12 protein-coding genes and 1 pseudogene are annotated in these 14,229 nt (G+C 45.3%); 3 read left to right on the top strand and 10 right to left on the bottom strand.

Annotation, left to right across the window (positions count from 1 at the left end; translation table 11 throughout):
* Positions 1-286: 286 nt before the first annotated feature.
* From hpsU to H6G40_RS13220, 3 genes are all read right to left on the bottom strand, one after another.
* Positions 287-877, bottom strand: a complete 591-nt coding sequence (hpsU, locus tag H6G40_RS13230; protein WP_002736876.1) for a hormogonium polysaccharide biosynthesis acetyltransferase HpsU — start codon at positions 875-877, stop codon at positions 287-289.
* A 5-nt stretch (positions 878-882) separates the two neighbouring features.
* Complete coding sequence (locus H6G40_RS13225) at positions 883-1,833, bottom strand: glycosyltransferase family 2 protein (protein WP_002752838.1); 951 nt, start codon at positions 1,831-1,833, stop codon at positions 883-885.
* A gap of 148 nt (positions 1,834-1,981) precedes the next feature.
* Positions 1,982-2,647 (bottom strand): urease accessory protein UreF, encoded by a 666-nt coding sequence (locus H6G40_RS13220; protein ID WP_069474136.1) that lies wholly within the window; start codon positions 2,645-2,647, stop codon positions 1,982-1,984.
* Between the two features lie 134 nt (positions 2,648-2,781).
* On the opposite strand from H6G40_RS13220, the gene H6G40_RS13215 reads away from it, so the two are divergent.
* Positions 2,782-3,393 carry a hypothetical protein gene (locus H6G40_RS13215; RefSeq protein WP_190537804.1) on the top strand — a complete coding sequence of 204 codons (612 nt, stop codon included), beginning with the start codon at positions 2,782-2,784 and terminating at the stop codon, positions 3,391-3,393.
* A gap of 1 nt (position 3,394) precedes the next feature.
* On the opposite strand, the gene H6G40_RS13210 is transcribed toward H6G40_RS13215, so the two are convergent.
* A complete protein-coding gene (locus tag H6G40_RS13210) occupies positions 3,395-3,898 on the bottom strand; it encodes a MogA/MoaB family molybdenum cofactor biosynthesis protein (protein WP_190537793.1) in 504 nt (167 codons plus the stop codon).
* A gap of 233 nt (positions 3,899-4,131) precedes the next feature.
* On the opposite strand from H6G40_RS13210, the gene H6G40_RS13205 reads away from it, so the two are divergent.
* Positions 4,132-4,995 carry a helix-turn-helix domain-containing protein gene (locus tag H6G40_RS13205; RefSeq protein ID WP_069474133.1) on the top strand — a complete coding sequence of 288 codons (864 nt, stop codon included), beginning with the start codon at positions 4,132-4,134 and terminating at the stop codon, positions 4,993-4,995.
* A gap of 96 nt (positions 4,996-5,091) precedes the next feature.
* On the opposite strand, the gene H6G40_RS13200 is transcribed toward H6G40_RS13205, so the two are convergent.
* From H6G40_RS13200 to H6G40_RS13190, 3 genes are all read right to left on the bottom strand, one after another.
* Positions 5,092-5,604 carry a hypothetical protein gene (locus H6G40_RS13200; RefSeq protein WP_002752828.1) on the bottom strand — a complete coding sequence of 171 codons (513 nt, stop codon included), beginning with the start codon at positions 5,602-5,604 and terminating at the stop codon, positions 5,092-5,094.
* Between the two features lie 401 nt (positions 5,605-6,005).
* The gene (locus H6G40_RS13195; protein WP_069474146.1) at positions 6,006-8,447 is read right to left on the bottom strand and encodes an ELWxxDGT repeat protein; all 2,442 of its coding nucleotides are present in this window, start codon (positions 8,445-8,447) and stop codon (positions 6,006-6,008) included.
* A 522-nt stretch (positions 8,448-8,969) separates the two neighbouring features.
* Entirely contained in the window at positions 8,970-10,187 is a 1,218-nt protein-coding gene (locus H6G40_RS13190; protein ID WP_069474132.1) for an ATP phosphoribosyltransferase regulatory subunit, read from the bottom strand.
* A gap of 91 nt (positions 10,188-10,278) precedes the next feature.
* Between H6G40_RS13190 and H6G40_RS13185 the strand changes: the two are divergent.
* A pseudogene (locus H6G40_RS13185) lies at positions 10,279-11,466 on the top strand (RNA-guided endonuclease InsQ/TnpB family protein).
* An 81-nt stretch (positions 11,467-11,547) separates the two neighbouring features.
* Here H6G40_RS13185 and H6G40_RS13180 read toward each other — a convergent pair.
* The 3 genes from H6G40_RS13180 to H6G40_RS13170 are packed head-to-tail and all read right to left on the bottom strand — an operon-like array spanning position 11,548 to position 13,728.
* On the bottom strand, positions 11,548-12,486 hold the full coding sequence (locus tag H6G40_RS13180; RefSeq protein WP_190537778.1) for a J domain-containing protein: 939 nt from the start codon (positions 12,484-12,486) through the stop codon (positions 11,548-11,550).
* Positions 12,487-12,523: 37 nt separating this feature from the next.
* Positions 12,524-13,345: an inositol monophosphatase gene (locus H6G40_RS13175; RefSeq protein WP_190537777.1), complete on the bottom strand. Its 822-nt coding sequence runs from the start codon at positions 13,343-13,345 to the stop codon at positions 12,524-12,526.
* Positions 13,346-13,359: 14 nt separating this feature from the next.
* Positions 13,360-13,728, bottom strand: coding sequence for a 2Fe-2S iron-sulfur cluster-binding protein (locus tag H6G40_RS13170; RefSeq protein ID WP_002737677.1), 369 nt, complete (start codon positions 13,726-13,728; stop codon positions 13,360-13,362).
* Positions 13,729-14,229 lie beyond the last annotated feature (501 nt).

The following is a 14,229-nucleotide window of genomic DNA, read 5'->3' as shown; positions in this document are numbered from 1 at the left end:
TATTGTAGGGGCGAATTGCATTCGCCCAAATAATTGTGCCTACCTACTTAGGACATTCTGGGCGCACGCGATGCGCCCCTACCATTGGCACAATAATAATATTATTATTGTAGGGGCGAATTGCATTCGCCCTCTTTAATTATAAACCCTTTTTCTAATAAATTGTGTCAAATATATCTTGACAAAAATCGATAAAAATGCTAATTAAATTACGAACAGCTTAATATGTCCCGTGGGAAACAGTGGGACAAAAGCGAGCGGAAGACCGCCAAAAATGCCTCTTAGCTTAACTACTATAAGAATTCATCTTTCTATCGTATTGAGGACGACAGGGACTACCCCAAGCGACCTTTTGAGCGGGAATATCGGCAAATACGCTGCTTCTTGCCCCAATAACAACATTAGAGCCAATTTTTACCCCCGGAGCCAAAAAACAATCGGCTGCGATCCATGTACCATTACCGATGAGGATGGGAGTGGTTTTTAAGCCAAAAGAGCGATCGCCGGGATCGTGACTGCCAGTGCAAAGATAGCATTTTTGAGAAATCACACAATGACTGCCGATGGTAACGTTATCTAAACTATAAATCACCACATCATCGCCGATCCAAGTATAATCACCGATCGCCACTTTCCAGGGATAAGTCACCCTTACCGTCGGGCGAATTTTCACCCCAAGGCCGATTTTAGCCCCAAATAGCCGCAAAATAGCGCAGCGAAAGCTATCCATCTGGTGCAAACTGAGGGGAAAAAGAATTCCCTGTACTAACCACCAAAGTAGGATAATTGGATTAGAACGACCGCGATCAAACCAAGATTGATCGTAGGTACGCAGATCTAGCCATGCTTCCTCATCGGTGCGGATTTCTGGGGACATAGGACTTATTTAATCATTTCTACCGGTTGAGGTTCCGAGGGTTTAATCGGGGGATTAACATGGGTATTAACGTTTAATTTACCGCCAAATCTCCGTAATTCGTACAATTTAACCCCAATTTGGTATTCATACTGACTCAAAAGACGACCGTAGATATAACCAGCTTTGCCATCCAAGAAACCGAGACGGATAACATAAAAGAGAATAAAGCGGAGCAGCGGTTTAAAGGGCAGTTTTACCCAAATTTTCTTTAAAAAACGTTTTCTCTGCACCGCGTCACCGAACAGGTGCGCTCCGATCGTGCCACTTTCGTCATTACCCGTGAGAATATTGTAATAAACCCGGGCCTCCCAGTTGGAATAACGATTATGTCTTTCTAACCAATGATAGATATCGCGGAAATCGATGTGCAGCATATCATTTTTTAGATAGCCCACCTTGCCATTAAGGATAACGTGTTCGTGAACTTCGTTATCTCCCGTGTTGGGTATATCTTCCGTGTTTAAATTCTCATATCTACCCGACTTATGTTTAAATAAACGCAGATTCCAGTCGGGATACTTGCCACCATAACGAATCCATTGTCCGAGGAAGAAAACGCGACGATTGAGATAATAACCGTTATAGTTGGAATCTTGGATCACGGTGGCGATTTCGTCCCATAGTTCGGGGGTGATTCTCTCATCACAATCGACGATTAATACCCATTCGTTGCGAAAAGGCAGGTTATCAAGGGACCAGTTTTTCTTTTTCGGCCAACGACCATTAAAATAAAATTGGACTACATTAGCCCCATAGTTGGTAGATATTTCGATCGAGCGATCGATACTTTGGGAATCGACGACAAACACTTCATCAGCCCTAGCAACACTCTCTAAACAAGCGGGAAGGTTAGATTCCTCGTCTTTGGCGGGAATTAACACCGAAACGGGAATTTTTTCTGATTGACTAAACATTGGTACACTGTGGCTAGGTAAAGTGTTCGCATCTTTCCTTAAAACCCTCCGTCACTCAGAAAGCGAGAACTAGGACTTAAGATTTTTTTCAATCATACTATACCTTATTTGGTTTTTAAGTCATTCTCCTGCTTTTCTCCCTAAATTGCTAACTGCGAAATAGACGACTATACTGGGTTTCGTGGTTCATACTGGCAAAACTTAGCCCCCAACTCCAACTGGTCAGGTTTTCATCGGCTAAACTGATAATATCTGCTGTTGCTGTTAATAAACTGGGCTGTAAACCGATCAGAAGCGCTTGTCCTAGGGTTTGTCCAAGGGGAATTAAACGCAGTCCTGCATTGATTAAATTACTTGCCCAACTGTGTAAATAGCCTAAAACCGCTAATTCTTCCCCAATTTGCCAATGACTTGCCCCGATCGCAAAGGCGGTGGCATAATTAGCCTGTTCCGGTAGATTATCTCTGTCTGGTGCTAACTCCCGCAATAGGTTTAACAGCGATCGCCCCATTTGCCAGCTTTGTTGTCTTAATTCGGCCGTTTCCCGCGTTGCCGATAACCAATTGTCCCAATAATTAAGTTTTGTAAAATCTTCTTGACAAAAACAACGATATACCCTTAGCAAAACAGCCGCTTCTAAGCGAATCGAGCCTTGACAAAGCGATCGCTGTAACCAATCATTTAAGCTGGCACTATTGGAGATAATCCCCTTTTCGACGAGGGTTTCTAGCCCTTCAGAATAACTATAAGCCCCCACAGGTAAAATGGGACTAGCCAATTGTAATAAACACAAAAGTTCTTTTTGATCGAGCATAGAAAACCGAGAAAATTGTCCTTAACACAATCAGGGAAATGCTTGGCGCTTCGTTATTTAGATTGAGCGGGTAGAAAGCGGCACTTTGTGAATTATACCGTGATTAATAGGCACAATTATCAACTGTTATACTTATGTCCTCACGAAAACAGCATTTTCTGAAAATAAATCTTGTCGTTCTCCTCTTGATTTTAGCTTTGATTGCTGGGGTTGATCGGGCAGAATTACCCTCTAGTCTTTTGTTTTATCCTCCCGCTACTCCCCCAACTCCGATCGCTGGTTTATTAACCCATTCTTTTCAGTTTCTTTGTTGTTTACCTCCGATTGTTTGCCTTTTTAGTTATGCTTTATTGTCCCGCAAGACAAGTTTCAATAATTCTGACAATTTTTTACTTTTTTCTGGTATAGTAACGGGGCTTTTTGCCATCAATGAAATCTTCAGAATTCATATCATTCTCCTCTATTTTAATATTCCCAAATTCTTAACTATCTCTGTTTATGCCCTCGCAATTCTGATTTATGGGTTAGCATTTTGGCGGCGAATAGGACAAACTTATTACCAAATTTTAATCATTGCTTTAGCACTTTTAACTTTTGCGATTACTATCGATCTTCTCCAGATTAACAATCAAGGTTTTGCTAGTCTAAGTGAAGGAATTCCTAAACTGTTAAGCGCAGTGAATCTGGCCAGCTATTTTTGGGATGTATCTTTTCAAGAAATTTCAGACAAGATAAAATCTCAATAAATTATCCATTCATCTGTTTAACCAGATGTAAAATTTCAGGAAGAATCAGTTTTTCTAGGGCTAATTTAACGGCATTAGTGGAACCAGGGAGAGAAAAGACCAATAGGTTTTGATAAACCCCAGCTATTGCCCTCGATGCCATGGCACGGGAGCCGATTTCCTGATAGCTAAGATAACGAAATAATTCGCCAAAACCGGGCAAAGTAATCCTTAATAAAGGTACTAAAGCATCGTAGGTGGTGTCTCTGGGAGCAATACCCGTCCCCCCATTAAGAATTAAGACTTTTATCTGATTTTGATTGCTAATCTCTGGTAAAATTGCTTGAATTTGTAAGGGTTCATCGGGGATAATTAAGTATAGGCCGATATCATGACCCGATCGAGTTAGTAACTCTTGAATTATTTGGCCACTTCTATCCGTCTCTGGGGTACGAGTATCACTCACCGTGACTACGGCACAGGTAAGATTAAGGGGGGCGGTGTCGGGATGGGGAATAAAGGTCATAATTAGCGATCAGATGAGAGTTGGAGAAAAACAAGCATTAAGAACAAATGTATGTACTGACCAGCCAGTGCAGTCACCGTGAAATAAAAAACTTAACTTTGGCAAGTATTGCCGATTTTTGCTGGTTTTTGCAACCTTTTCGCTGGTAATGACGACAAAGTAAAGGGAACTTCTAGAGAACAGATTATCCCAAAATAACAAAATCGAGATTATCATCTAAGTTGGTATAGATTATGACTGGAATTATGAGTCAACTCAGTCCCCTACAAGCCGAACAAATCAAGGAAATCGGGACTTATTTACGTCAAAAACGAGAAGAAAGCTGCCTGAGCATAGACGATATCGCCGCCGTGACGATGATTAGATTGCCAATGCTAGAAGCGTTGGAAACGGGGAATTGGGAGAAATTACCAGAATTAATTTATGTCAAGGGATTTATTAAACGCTACGGTGATGCCCTAAAAATTGATGGTAAAGCTTTAGCCGATCGCTTGTCTCCTAGTGCGGAACAATTAGCTCAAGAGGTAACTATCCCGAAAACACTGCCCACAAAAGCTACCCCCATCCCCAAGGCTGAACCGGCTGCCCCAAAAGCGGAACGAGTGAAACCAGAAAACTCGGCCCCAGAAACTAGCCCCCAACCAGCTAAATCGACCTTTTTCGGGATATATCTCTGGTTAGGCTTACTGGCGGGCATATTTTGTGGTATTGGCTATCTTTTCCTCCGTCCCCCTCTCTCTAATCCCCCTGCCGTTACTCCCTCTCCTTCCCCCGTGGGTTCCCTCGCACCGGTAGTCCCTCCTGCGCTGGTAGCCTCTCCTTCCCCTTCTCCTCCGCCAAAAGTTCCCCTCTCAGCCGAAGTAACTATTGAACAGGCCACTTGGGTAAGGGTAATTGCCGATGGCAAAAAAGTCCACGAAGGCAATCTCCAACCCGGGACCAAACGAACTTGGACAGCCCAAAAGAGTTTAAATATTCGATCGGGCAATGCTGGTGCTGTTAAAATCTCTCTTAACGACAACCCTGCCCAATTAATGGGTAAAGCTGACCAAATCGGCGAAATCACCCTCACTGCACCCCCTCTCAGTGATCAGTAAACAGTAATCAGTGAACTAAAAACTCACATCTGAAAACTGAAAACTGAAAACTGAAAACTGAAAACTGATAACTGATAACTGATAACTGATAACTGATTAGGCTGCATCATCCCAGATGGGGGTAAGGGTTTGATAATCGTAGCGGGAAGCGTTGGGATGACAGGTGACACAGGTGGTGTGACCGAGAGGAGTGGGTAAATTGACCCTAGGGTGCAAAACCTTTAAATAACTGGACTGTTCAATTAGGAGGGGAACAAAAGTAGTCTCCCTAAGAGGGCGGGAAGAATAACTGAGATAATCCCAGATAAGACGCTGAGTAATGCCGACAATTGGTTTTAAACGGATACCATAGTGAGAATTAGGATTTTCTAGGATTTTTTTCCAAGTTTGACTCGGTAGGATGCTGGGAGGAATGGCAATATGGCAGGTGGCACAATTTTCTAGATAGGTTTGCTCTCCAATTTGATAACGATTTAGCAATGTATCCGAGGAGGGAGATTGGGCGATCGCTGGTTGTTGAAGTAGCGAAGCCAGTAGAATACCCCCTAGAATACTGAGGAGAAAGAGGATCAGAAAAAAAATCGATTTCACTTGACCGCTGGAAGGCATGACTGGGATGACGAGTAATTGAACACAATTTTGACACTCTCGCCATCACAATGCCAAGCTGTGTGATGGGAGATTCTTGCTTCACAGAAACCTGCTTTTTGAGACGAATCCCAAGGAGTCTTACAGTCTCTCCACAAGTTTAAACTCCTGACTGCCCATCAGTATTTGGGTTCTTCTGGTTTATGTGTGGAAACGAGGTCTATACTGATATTTTCTAGTTTCTTCTGCGGCTCGACTGAGCATCGCCGAACGTTAAAATAGCCCTAAAAGTCTTGCTTGATAGGTATTTCACGGTTTCATCAGCAAAAATTATAACACAAAGTCGAGAAGAGCCTCTTAACTTTTTTTGTATCAAAATTACTTGAACGGGGGCATTAAAAGGGGAGAATTACCCCATCAATCTAGACAAAGAAACTATTGACTGCAATAGGGCCGAGCGCCGGGAAAGCACCCGTTAACCCAGTCAGATTAATCACCAAATCATTAGCACTTTGGAAACCTGCTGTACCGTCGTTGATAATTAGGTAAGTGGTAGTAGCATTAGCAACCCGCACTAAAGCAGCACTGTTAGTTCCGAGAGCTTGATTTCCGGCTGTTGCGCCATTAGCATCGGTAAAGACGTTAGTAACAATAGTGTCAATATTAGTCGTGGTGCTATCTGTTGCCCGGGTAAAAGCGACCGGGGCATTAATGGCCCCACCAGCTTGACTAAGCAGGTCAATCTTATCAGTACCGATAGCAAAATCCGTAACTCGGTCTAGGGCTGCGGCAGTGGACTGACCAAACTGGAAGATGAAGATGTCTGTCCCTGTCCCACCGGTTAAAGTATCGCGTCCAGCAGCACCATTGAGGGTATCGTTACCAGCAGCACCATTGAGGCTATCGTTACCAGCAGCACCATTGAGGTTATTATTGCCACTATTCCCTGTAATCTGGTTATTTAAGCCATTACCCGTGCCATTAAGATTACCACTACCAGTGAGGAGGAGATTTTCCACATTGTTAGGAAGGGTATAGGAAAGGGAAGCTTGCACGGTATCGGTTCCCTGGTTGAGAGCTTCAATGACCAAATCCCCGGCGTTATTTACCGTATAAGTATCGTTTCCGGCTAATCCAGTCATGGCATCTGCTCCAGAGGTTCCCACAAGGGTGTCCGGACCAGAAGTACCGATAAAGTCATCATTATTGATGGTTCCGGTGGCAGTAGCGGTGGTAATGGTAGCGCCGTTGGTGGCATTGGAGAGGGTGACGGTAAAGTTTTCGTTCAGTTCTACTGTTGTATCTCCCTGAACGTCAACAGTAATCACCTTACTGCTTTCTCCCGGGGCAAAACTCACTACCCCACTGGGTAACAATCCCCCAGCAAAATCAGTGGCATTGGCAGGATTGCTGCCGCTGCCGGTAACTGCCCAGTCAACGTTATTGCTTCCCGTGGTGTTATCCCCACGAGTGACGGTGAAAGTAAAGGCTTTACTGCCACTGTTGCCCTCGGTTTGATTGGCATTGGTGGCGGCAATGGCGAGGGTGGGAACTGTGGGACCACCCACATTTAAGGCCCACAATTCCTCACCGTTAACGCCGTTATCGGCAGTGAAGAACAGGGTGTTGCCCACTACCGTCATATTGTTGGGGTAGGAGCTAGAGGCACCGGGGGAGATGTCGGCCACCAGAACTGTACCCGCCGCCGTGCCATCGCTTTTCCATAATCCCCCACCGTTAACGTCGTCATAGGCAGCGAAATACAGGGTGTTGCCCACCGCCGTCAGATTGCGGGGGTAGCTACCACCTCCGGGGCGGATATCTTTGACCAGAACTGTACCGGCCGCCGTGCCGTCGCTTTTCCACAATTCATGGCCGTCTCCTACCCCACGGGCACTGAAGAACAGGGTACTGCCCACCGCCGTCAGATAGCGGGGGTAGGAGCTATAGGAACCAGGGCCGATGTTCTTGACCAGAACCGTACCAGCTGCCGTGCCGTCGCTTTTCCATAATTCTTGACCGTTAACGCCGTCATCGACAGTGAAGAATAGGATGTTGCCCACAGCAGTTAGAGAAAGGGGGTAAGACCAAGAGGCACCGGGGAGGATATCTTTGACCAAAACCGTACCGTCCGCCGTGCCGTCGCTCTTCCACAATTCCCCACCGTTAACGTCGTCATAGGCATTGAAGAACAGGGTGTTGCCCACCGCCGTTAGACTGTGGGGAGAGGTCAGAGGGAAAGAGAAACCAGGGCGGGTATTTTTGACCAGAACCGTACCAGCTGCTGTGCCGTCGCTTTTCCACAATCCAAACATACCGTTAACGCCGTCAAAAGCAGTGAAGAACAGGGTGCTGCCCACTGTCGTTAGATGGCGGGGGTAAGACCAAGAGGAACCGGGGAGGATATCTTTGACCAAAACCGTACCGTCCGCCGTGCCGTCGCTTTTCCACAATTCCCCACCGTTAACGTCGTCATAGGCAGCGAAGAACAGGGTATTGCCCATCACCGTCAGATTGCGGGGGTGAGAGCCGGAGAAACCAGGGTAGATATCCTTGACCAAAACCGTGCCCGCCGCCGTGCCGTCACTTTTCCATAATTCTTGACCGTTAACGCTGTTATTAGCCCGGAAGTAAAGGGTGTTGCCCAGCGCCGTCAGATAGCGGGGGTAGGAGCTATAGGAACCGGGGCCGATGTTCTTGACCAGAACCGTACTGGTCGCCGTGCCGTCGCTTTTCCACAATTCATAACCGTTCACGCCGTCATTTGCCCGGAAGTACAGGGTGTTGCCCACTGCCGTCAGAAGGCCGGGGTCGGAGCTATAGCCACCGGGGCGTATATCCTTAACTAAAAAAGGAGTTGACATGATTTTTTCCTGAATAAAGGGTGAAAATTTTAAAATCGCCGTTTCCCGCACTTGGGACAGCCCTAGTCGTTACCATGCCAAGAAGCGGCTCAATCATCGCCGTCAGCGTTGGGTTTCATGCTTTAACCCAACCCAAGTTCACCTCTGGTATAGATTAGAATCGATTATTAACATTGATTTTTGCTTATGATTTATTATGGTTTCAGTGGGTATTAATGGGGGTTATTATAAACAAACCAATCAATATTATTGATAAAGTTTTTTGAACGGCTCTTCTGGTTTATGTTTGGGAACGAGGTCTATTCTCGCGAAACAGGTGCAAGATTTTGAGGGAATCGTGCTTCAAAACCTTGCGTTTTCATCGGCCCCCGTCCTGTAGGGGCGAAGCATTCGGATAAAAAATCTACGGTTTCACCGATAGGTTATTGCCCGAATGCTTCGCCCGTACTTCTTGCCGCAAACCCTAGATAGAGTCCTACAGCAGCGGGCAGAAGGTAGTATTTTCGCCGCTTTTGCCCCCTTTTAGAGAGATTCTTCGATCACGGAACCATCTTCTTGCACCCAGGCGAGATTTTTAATCATTCGATCGCGGGCATAGGTGCGAATTTGTGCCTCGCTGCGACCACCTAAATCGATCGCCACCCTCAGATTCGGATCACTGGTGCGAAGGGAGCGAGCTTTACTAAAAGTCGCTATCTGGGCGTTATTACCCAAAGGGATAAGCAACCAGTCGAGGGGGGGAGCTTGGGTGGGTAAAGTCTGCCCTGATAATAGACTTTCGTGCAGTTCTTCGATATTTAGGGAAAAACCGATACCCGGAGCCGATTGGCCCTGGGGATGAAAAACGCCCAATAATTGATCATAGCGTCCGCCCTGGCCTAAAATACTGAGATTTTGCTGGTGATCACTAACCGCTTTAAAAACGATGCCGGTGTAGTAATCAAAGGTTTGAATCAGACTTAAATCGAGAATTAGGGGGAAAGGACTAGAGCGATCGGCATTAAGCAGCTCTACTAGGGATTTAAGGTTATTAACGGCTTTTTGGGCTGATTCTTCCTGGGCTAATAGGGCCACTTGTGCGAGGACATCGTGAGGATTACCGCGCAGGTGAAATAATTTTCGGGCTTGCTGCCGGAGGGTTTCGTTGGGATAGGGAAGATTTTCGAGGCTAACATAGTCCAGGAGGGCTAAACAGCGTTTCACCTGTTCGCGTAAGGGACCGGGAAAAGGGGAAAGTAGGGAACGAGTCAAACCCGCTTCTCCTAAAATAATCTGCCAGTTAGGGACGGCCAAACTATCGAAACAGTCAGCCAGGAGCAGTAAAATCTCGGCATCAGCTAGTAAACCGCCAGAAAAGAGCAGTTCTACCCCTGCTTGATAGAATTCCACTTGACGACCGTGATAACCGGCGCTAGGGCGACGAAAAACGTTGGCCCGATAACAGAGACGTTGGGGATAGGACTCCCCACTCATGCGGGTGACGGCACTACGCGCAATGGAAGCGGTTAATTCAGGGCGTAATCCCGATAGTCCTTGACTATCCCCGTGGAGTTGGATCACGGTGCTGGGATCGATCGTACCGCCTGCGGTGAGGGTATCGAGCCATTCAATGGTTGAGGTGACGATCCTTTGATAGCCCCAACGCTGAAAGACAGACTGAAGGCGATCATTAATCCAGCCTTTTTGGGTAACTTCTAGGGGTAATAAATCCCTTGTCCCCGCCGGGGGTTGATGAATCATCGAAAATTTTGGGTCTGAAACCCCGTCGTTCTACGACGGCTTTACTGTTAAATATTAGCACATTTACAAAATATATGCTAGAATGTGAGACATGGAAAAAGCCTACTCGTTTCGATTTTACCCCACACCAACACAAGAGTCGCTATTGCGGCGCACTTTGGGCTGTGTAAGATTAGTTTACAATAAAGCTCTCCACGAACGAACACAAGCATGGTACGAAAGACAAGAAAGAGTAGGATATGTTCAAACTTCTTCAATGCTAACCGATTGGAAAAAACAAGAAGAATTAAACTTTCTCAATGAAGTAAGCTGTGTACCTTTACAACAAGGGTTAAGACATTTACAAACAGCTTTCACTAACTTCTTTGCTGGTCGTACTAAGTATCCTAACTTTAAGAAAAAACATCAAGGAGAAAGTGCCGAATTTACCAAATCTGCTTTTAAATTTAAAGACAAACAAATCTATTTAGCCAAATGCACAGAACCTTTACCTATTCGATGGTCAAGACAAATACCAGAAAGCTGTGAACCAAGCACAGTAACAGTCAGATTACATCCTTCTGGACGCTGGCATATTTCAATTAGATTTGATGACCCAACGATTAAGCCATTACCAGTAACAGATAAAGCCATCGGAATTGACTTAGGAATTAGTAGCCTAGTAATTACCAGCGACGGCGATAAAGTATCTAATCCTAAGCATTTTAAAAAGCATTATCGGAGACTGCGAAAGGCCCAAAAAAGCCTTTCTAGAAAACAGAAAGGGTCAAAAAATCGGGAAAAAGCAAGAATCAAAGTAGCCAAGATTCACGCTCAAATCACCGATAGTAGAAAAGACCATTTACATAAGCTAACCACTCAATTAGTTCGTGAAAACCAAACGATTGTGGTTGAGAATTTAGCCGTTAAGAATATGGTCAAAAACCCGAAATTATCTCAGGCAATATCTGATGTAAGCTGGGGAGAAATCACCCGACAATTAGCCTATAAATGCCGTTGGTATGGGAGAAACTACATCGAAATAGATAGATGGTTTCCTAGTTCTAAAAGGTGTAGTAATTGCGGGTATATTGCTGAGAAAATGCCGTTAAATGTTCGAGAATGGGATTGTCCAAGCTGTGGGACTCACCATGACCGAGATATTAACGCCAGTAAAAATATTTTGGCCGCAGGGCTTGCGGTGTCAGTCTGTAGAGCGACCTGATGACCAGAACAGAGTAAATCTGTTAAGGCAGGTGCGAAAAATCCTTCGGGAAAGAAGCAGAAACCCAAATCGTGAGGTTTGGGAATCGCCGTCCGTTTTACGGCGGCGAGGATGTCAAGGGAGTTTGCTAATCAAAATCGGTGGCACTGGTCAGTCCTATTTCTTTTTACCACCAAATCGAGACCAAAAACCGCCCTTGCGCTCTCCTTCCTCTTTTTGTCCTTTCTGGTCTTGCATTTCAGTATTAGAATTAATTACTTTATCTAGTTCCCGTTTGCTCCTAATCACCGTCGCATCTTTGGGGTTGGTTTGCCAAGCGCGATTGATATGAACCCGGGCCATGGACAGTTGATTTTGTCGCAGGTAGGCTAAACCGATCAGGGCGTGACAGATGCCATTATCCGGTTCTTGCCGCAGGGCATCGCGCAATTCTCGCAAAGCTTGGGCGGGGTTATTTTCGTCAAGAGAAGCTTGGGCGCGGCGAATATAGGCTTCTAGGGGCGATTCCTTCGCTTTAGCTGGGGCTGCCGTGGTGACAGCCGCGACCACTAACTCGGACTGGTTAGTATTGCCCTGGGAGATAAAGACTTTCGGGGTGGTTTTCCTGTTGCCCCTACCTTCGGTTAAGATCAGATAAACGAGATTGAGTTCACTGAGTTGGGCGATTTTTTGATAGGTATTTTCCAGAGCGGTATATTGATCGATCGCCAAAGATTGCAGGATTTTTTGATAGACTAATTCGTAGTTAGCGCTAGATTGGGCTAGTTTTCTAGCTGGTTCGCTACTGATGGTGATTTTACTCAAATCTCTCCCCATTGCCTTGCCCATTTGTGCTAAAACAAGGCGAAATTCTTCGCGAGATAGATCGTGGCTCAGATGTTCGTAGGCGGGGTTAACTAATTTTGAAAGTAACTGATGAGCCTGTTCTTTTTCATCGGGGGTGTAAGTGCGACAGGTATCAGGATGGAGTTTATAGGCGATTTTTAAGTAACGCTGGCGAATCTCCTCCTGTTCGGCATCGATCGAGACTCCTAAAATAGCGAAGTGATCGATTAAATCATATTGAAATAATCCCTGGGAAATTGGAAAAGTCATAGAGAGTATCCTAACTTTAATCAAAATGATAATCGCATTAAAACTGAAAGCTCCAAGAAGCCGCTTTTTGCAGAGCTTGGCTTAAGGGGGTGTGAATCTGTCCGTTAGTAGCCAGGATTCGCCCCGTTTCTATCAAAAAAGGACTCTCATCGTAGGCGCTAATTTTACCCCCAGCTTCTTCGATCAGAATAACTCCTGCGGCCAGATCCCAGGGATTAATCCCTCGTTCCCAATAACCATCTAAGCGCCCACAGGCCACATCGGTTAAGTCGTTGGCAGCGGAACCGCTGCGGCGTACCCCTTGGGTCAGATGGGTCAAATAACAGAATTCGGCATAATTATTATCGGAGGTTTGACAGCGATCGTAGGCAAAACCCGTCACCAGTAAACTTTTTTCTAGTTCACCGGTCCGGGAGACATGGATGGGACGACGGTTCAGAGTGGCCCCCAAACCCCGGGCTGCCCGAAATAGTTCCTTTCTAAAGGGGTTATAGATGACTCCCACTGCTGCTATCCCTGCGATCAGTAGTCCGATGGAGACGACGGATACGGGATAACCGTGGGCATAGTTGGTGGTTCCATCGAGAGGATCGATCGCCCAGAGATAGTCGCTATCGGTCCCTGGCAGTTTTCCCGATTCTTCCGCTAAAATCCCGTGTTTGGGAAAGTGACGGCCAATAATTTTGAGAATTTCTGTTTCTGCTCGACGATCTATTTCCGTCACTAAATCGCCCGATCGCCCTTTTTCTTCTATTGTCTCGATTTTACCCCAATTATCGAGGATAATTGTTCCCGCCGCTAGAGCGGCTTCGCTGGCAATGTCTAAGTATTTTTCTAATTGGCTGCTGGTATCTAGCACGATTAATCCCTAATCTATTCCTCATCTAAGGGTAAACCAAAACGCACTTTCCCACGAGCAAAAAAGCGACCGAATTGCAGTTCATAGACTTCATCTTCGTCCTGGGTGGCTACTTCCAGATCGCCACGGGCATAACTGACACAAAGTAAAGCATAACCTCTGGCTTTTAATTCCGGCGATAGTCCGATCGCTTCTGGTTGATGGATATCTCCCGATAATACCCTGACCGCGCAGCTGGTACAAGCTCCATTGCGACAGGAAAAGGGTAATTGATAGCCCTGTTTTTCCAGACTGTGGAGTATATAGTTATCCTCAGGAACGGTGGTGGTAATTTTTTCGCCCGTCTGACGATTGTTAACGGTGATTTGATGATATTTAGTCATAGTTTAGTTAGGCGGAAATTAAAGCTGTAATTCTAGATAGTTCTGAATTTAGGTGCTATTTTGGTCAGCCGTCTTGATTATATCATAAATCATTGCTCAAATAGTCATCATAATCTCTATAAATGCTTCCTGACAAAGGGGGCGGTTTTCGGGGAATTTGCCTAAATCTAAGAATCTCCTACCATCATCTTTAATCCTCAAAAATCTACGCACTTGAGATAGGCGAAAAATCAGCATCTTTTCTTAAATTACAATGAAATTGATTAATGTTAATAGTTCTCACAAAACGTTTAGGAGAGAGAGACTTATAAGGTTTCAGGCTGGGAATAGATTGACGCACGATTTATCTATTTGAAAAGATTGGTTACAATTTTGTAAATCTCTCCTAAGGATTTAGCCTGTCTCTTAATACTGCATTACTCAGTTATTATCAATTACAAGTCAGCATCAAATCAGGTTATGCCGTCATAATCCCAATCGATCGCCCAGTAGTCAATCAAG

The organism is Microcystis viridis FACHB-1342 (assembly GCF_014698335.1).
GTDB lineage: Bacteria > Cyanobacteriota > Cyanobacteriia > Cyanobacteriales > Microcystaceae > Microcystis > Microcystis ichthyoblabe_A.
The sequence above is the reverse complement of the archived record's forward strand: the minus strand, read 5'-3'. Positions and strand labels throughout refer to the sequence as shown.

What these genes read in the sequence shown, in the direction of transcription:
- H6G40_RS13190 (WP_069474132.1), bottom strand. Translation starts at nt 10,187, where the DNA reads ATGATTCATCAACCCCCGGCGGGGACAAGGGATTTATTACCCCTAGAA.
- H6G40_RS13200 (WP_002752828.1), bottom strand. Translation starts at nt 5,604, where the DNA reads ATGCCTTCCAGCGGTCAAGTGAAATCGATTTTTTTTCTGATCCTCTTT.
- H6G40_RS13225 (WP_002752838.1), bottom strand. Translation starts at nt 1,833, where the DNA reads ATGTTTAGTCAATCAGAAAAAATTCCCGTTTCGGTGTTAATTCCCGCC.
- H6G40_RS13210 (WP_190537793.1), bottom strand. Translation starts at nt 3,898, where the DNA reads ATGACCTTTATTCCCCATCCCGACACCGCCCCCCTTAATCTTACCTGT.
- H6G40_RS13215 (WP_190537804.1), top strand. Translation starts at nt 2,782, where the DNA reads ATGTCCTCACGAAAACAGCATTTTCTGAAAATAAATCTTGTCGTTCTC.
- H6G40_RS13170 (WP_002737677.1), bottom strand. Translation starts at nt 13,728, where the DNA reads ATGACTAAATATCATCAAATCACCGTTAACAATCGTCAGACGGGCGAA.
- H6G40_RS13205 (WP_069474133.1), top strand. Translation starts at nt 4,132, where the DNA reads ATGACTGGAATTATGAGTCAACTCAGTCCCCTACAAGCCGAACAAATC.
- H6G40_RS13220 (WP_069474136.1), bottom strand. Translation starts at nt 2,647, where the DNA reads ATGCTCGATCAAAAAGAACTTTTGTGTTTATTACAATTGGCTAGTCCC.
- H6G40_RS13180 (WP_190537778.1), bottom strand. Translation starts at nt 12,486, where the DNA reads ATGACTTTTCCAATTTCCCAGGGATTATTTCAATATGATTTAATCGAT.
- hpsU (WP_002736876.1), bottom strand. Translation starts at nt 877, where the DNA reads ATGTCCCCAGAAATCCGCACCGATGAGGAAGCATGGCTAGATCTGCGT.
- H6G40_RS13195 (WP_069474146.1), bottom strand. Translation starts at nt 8,447, where the DNA reads ATGTCAACTCCTTTTTTAGTTAAGGATATACGCCCCGGTGGCTATAGC.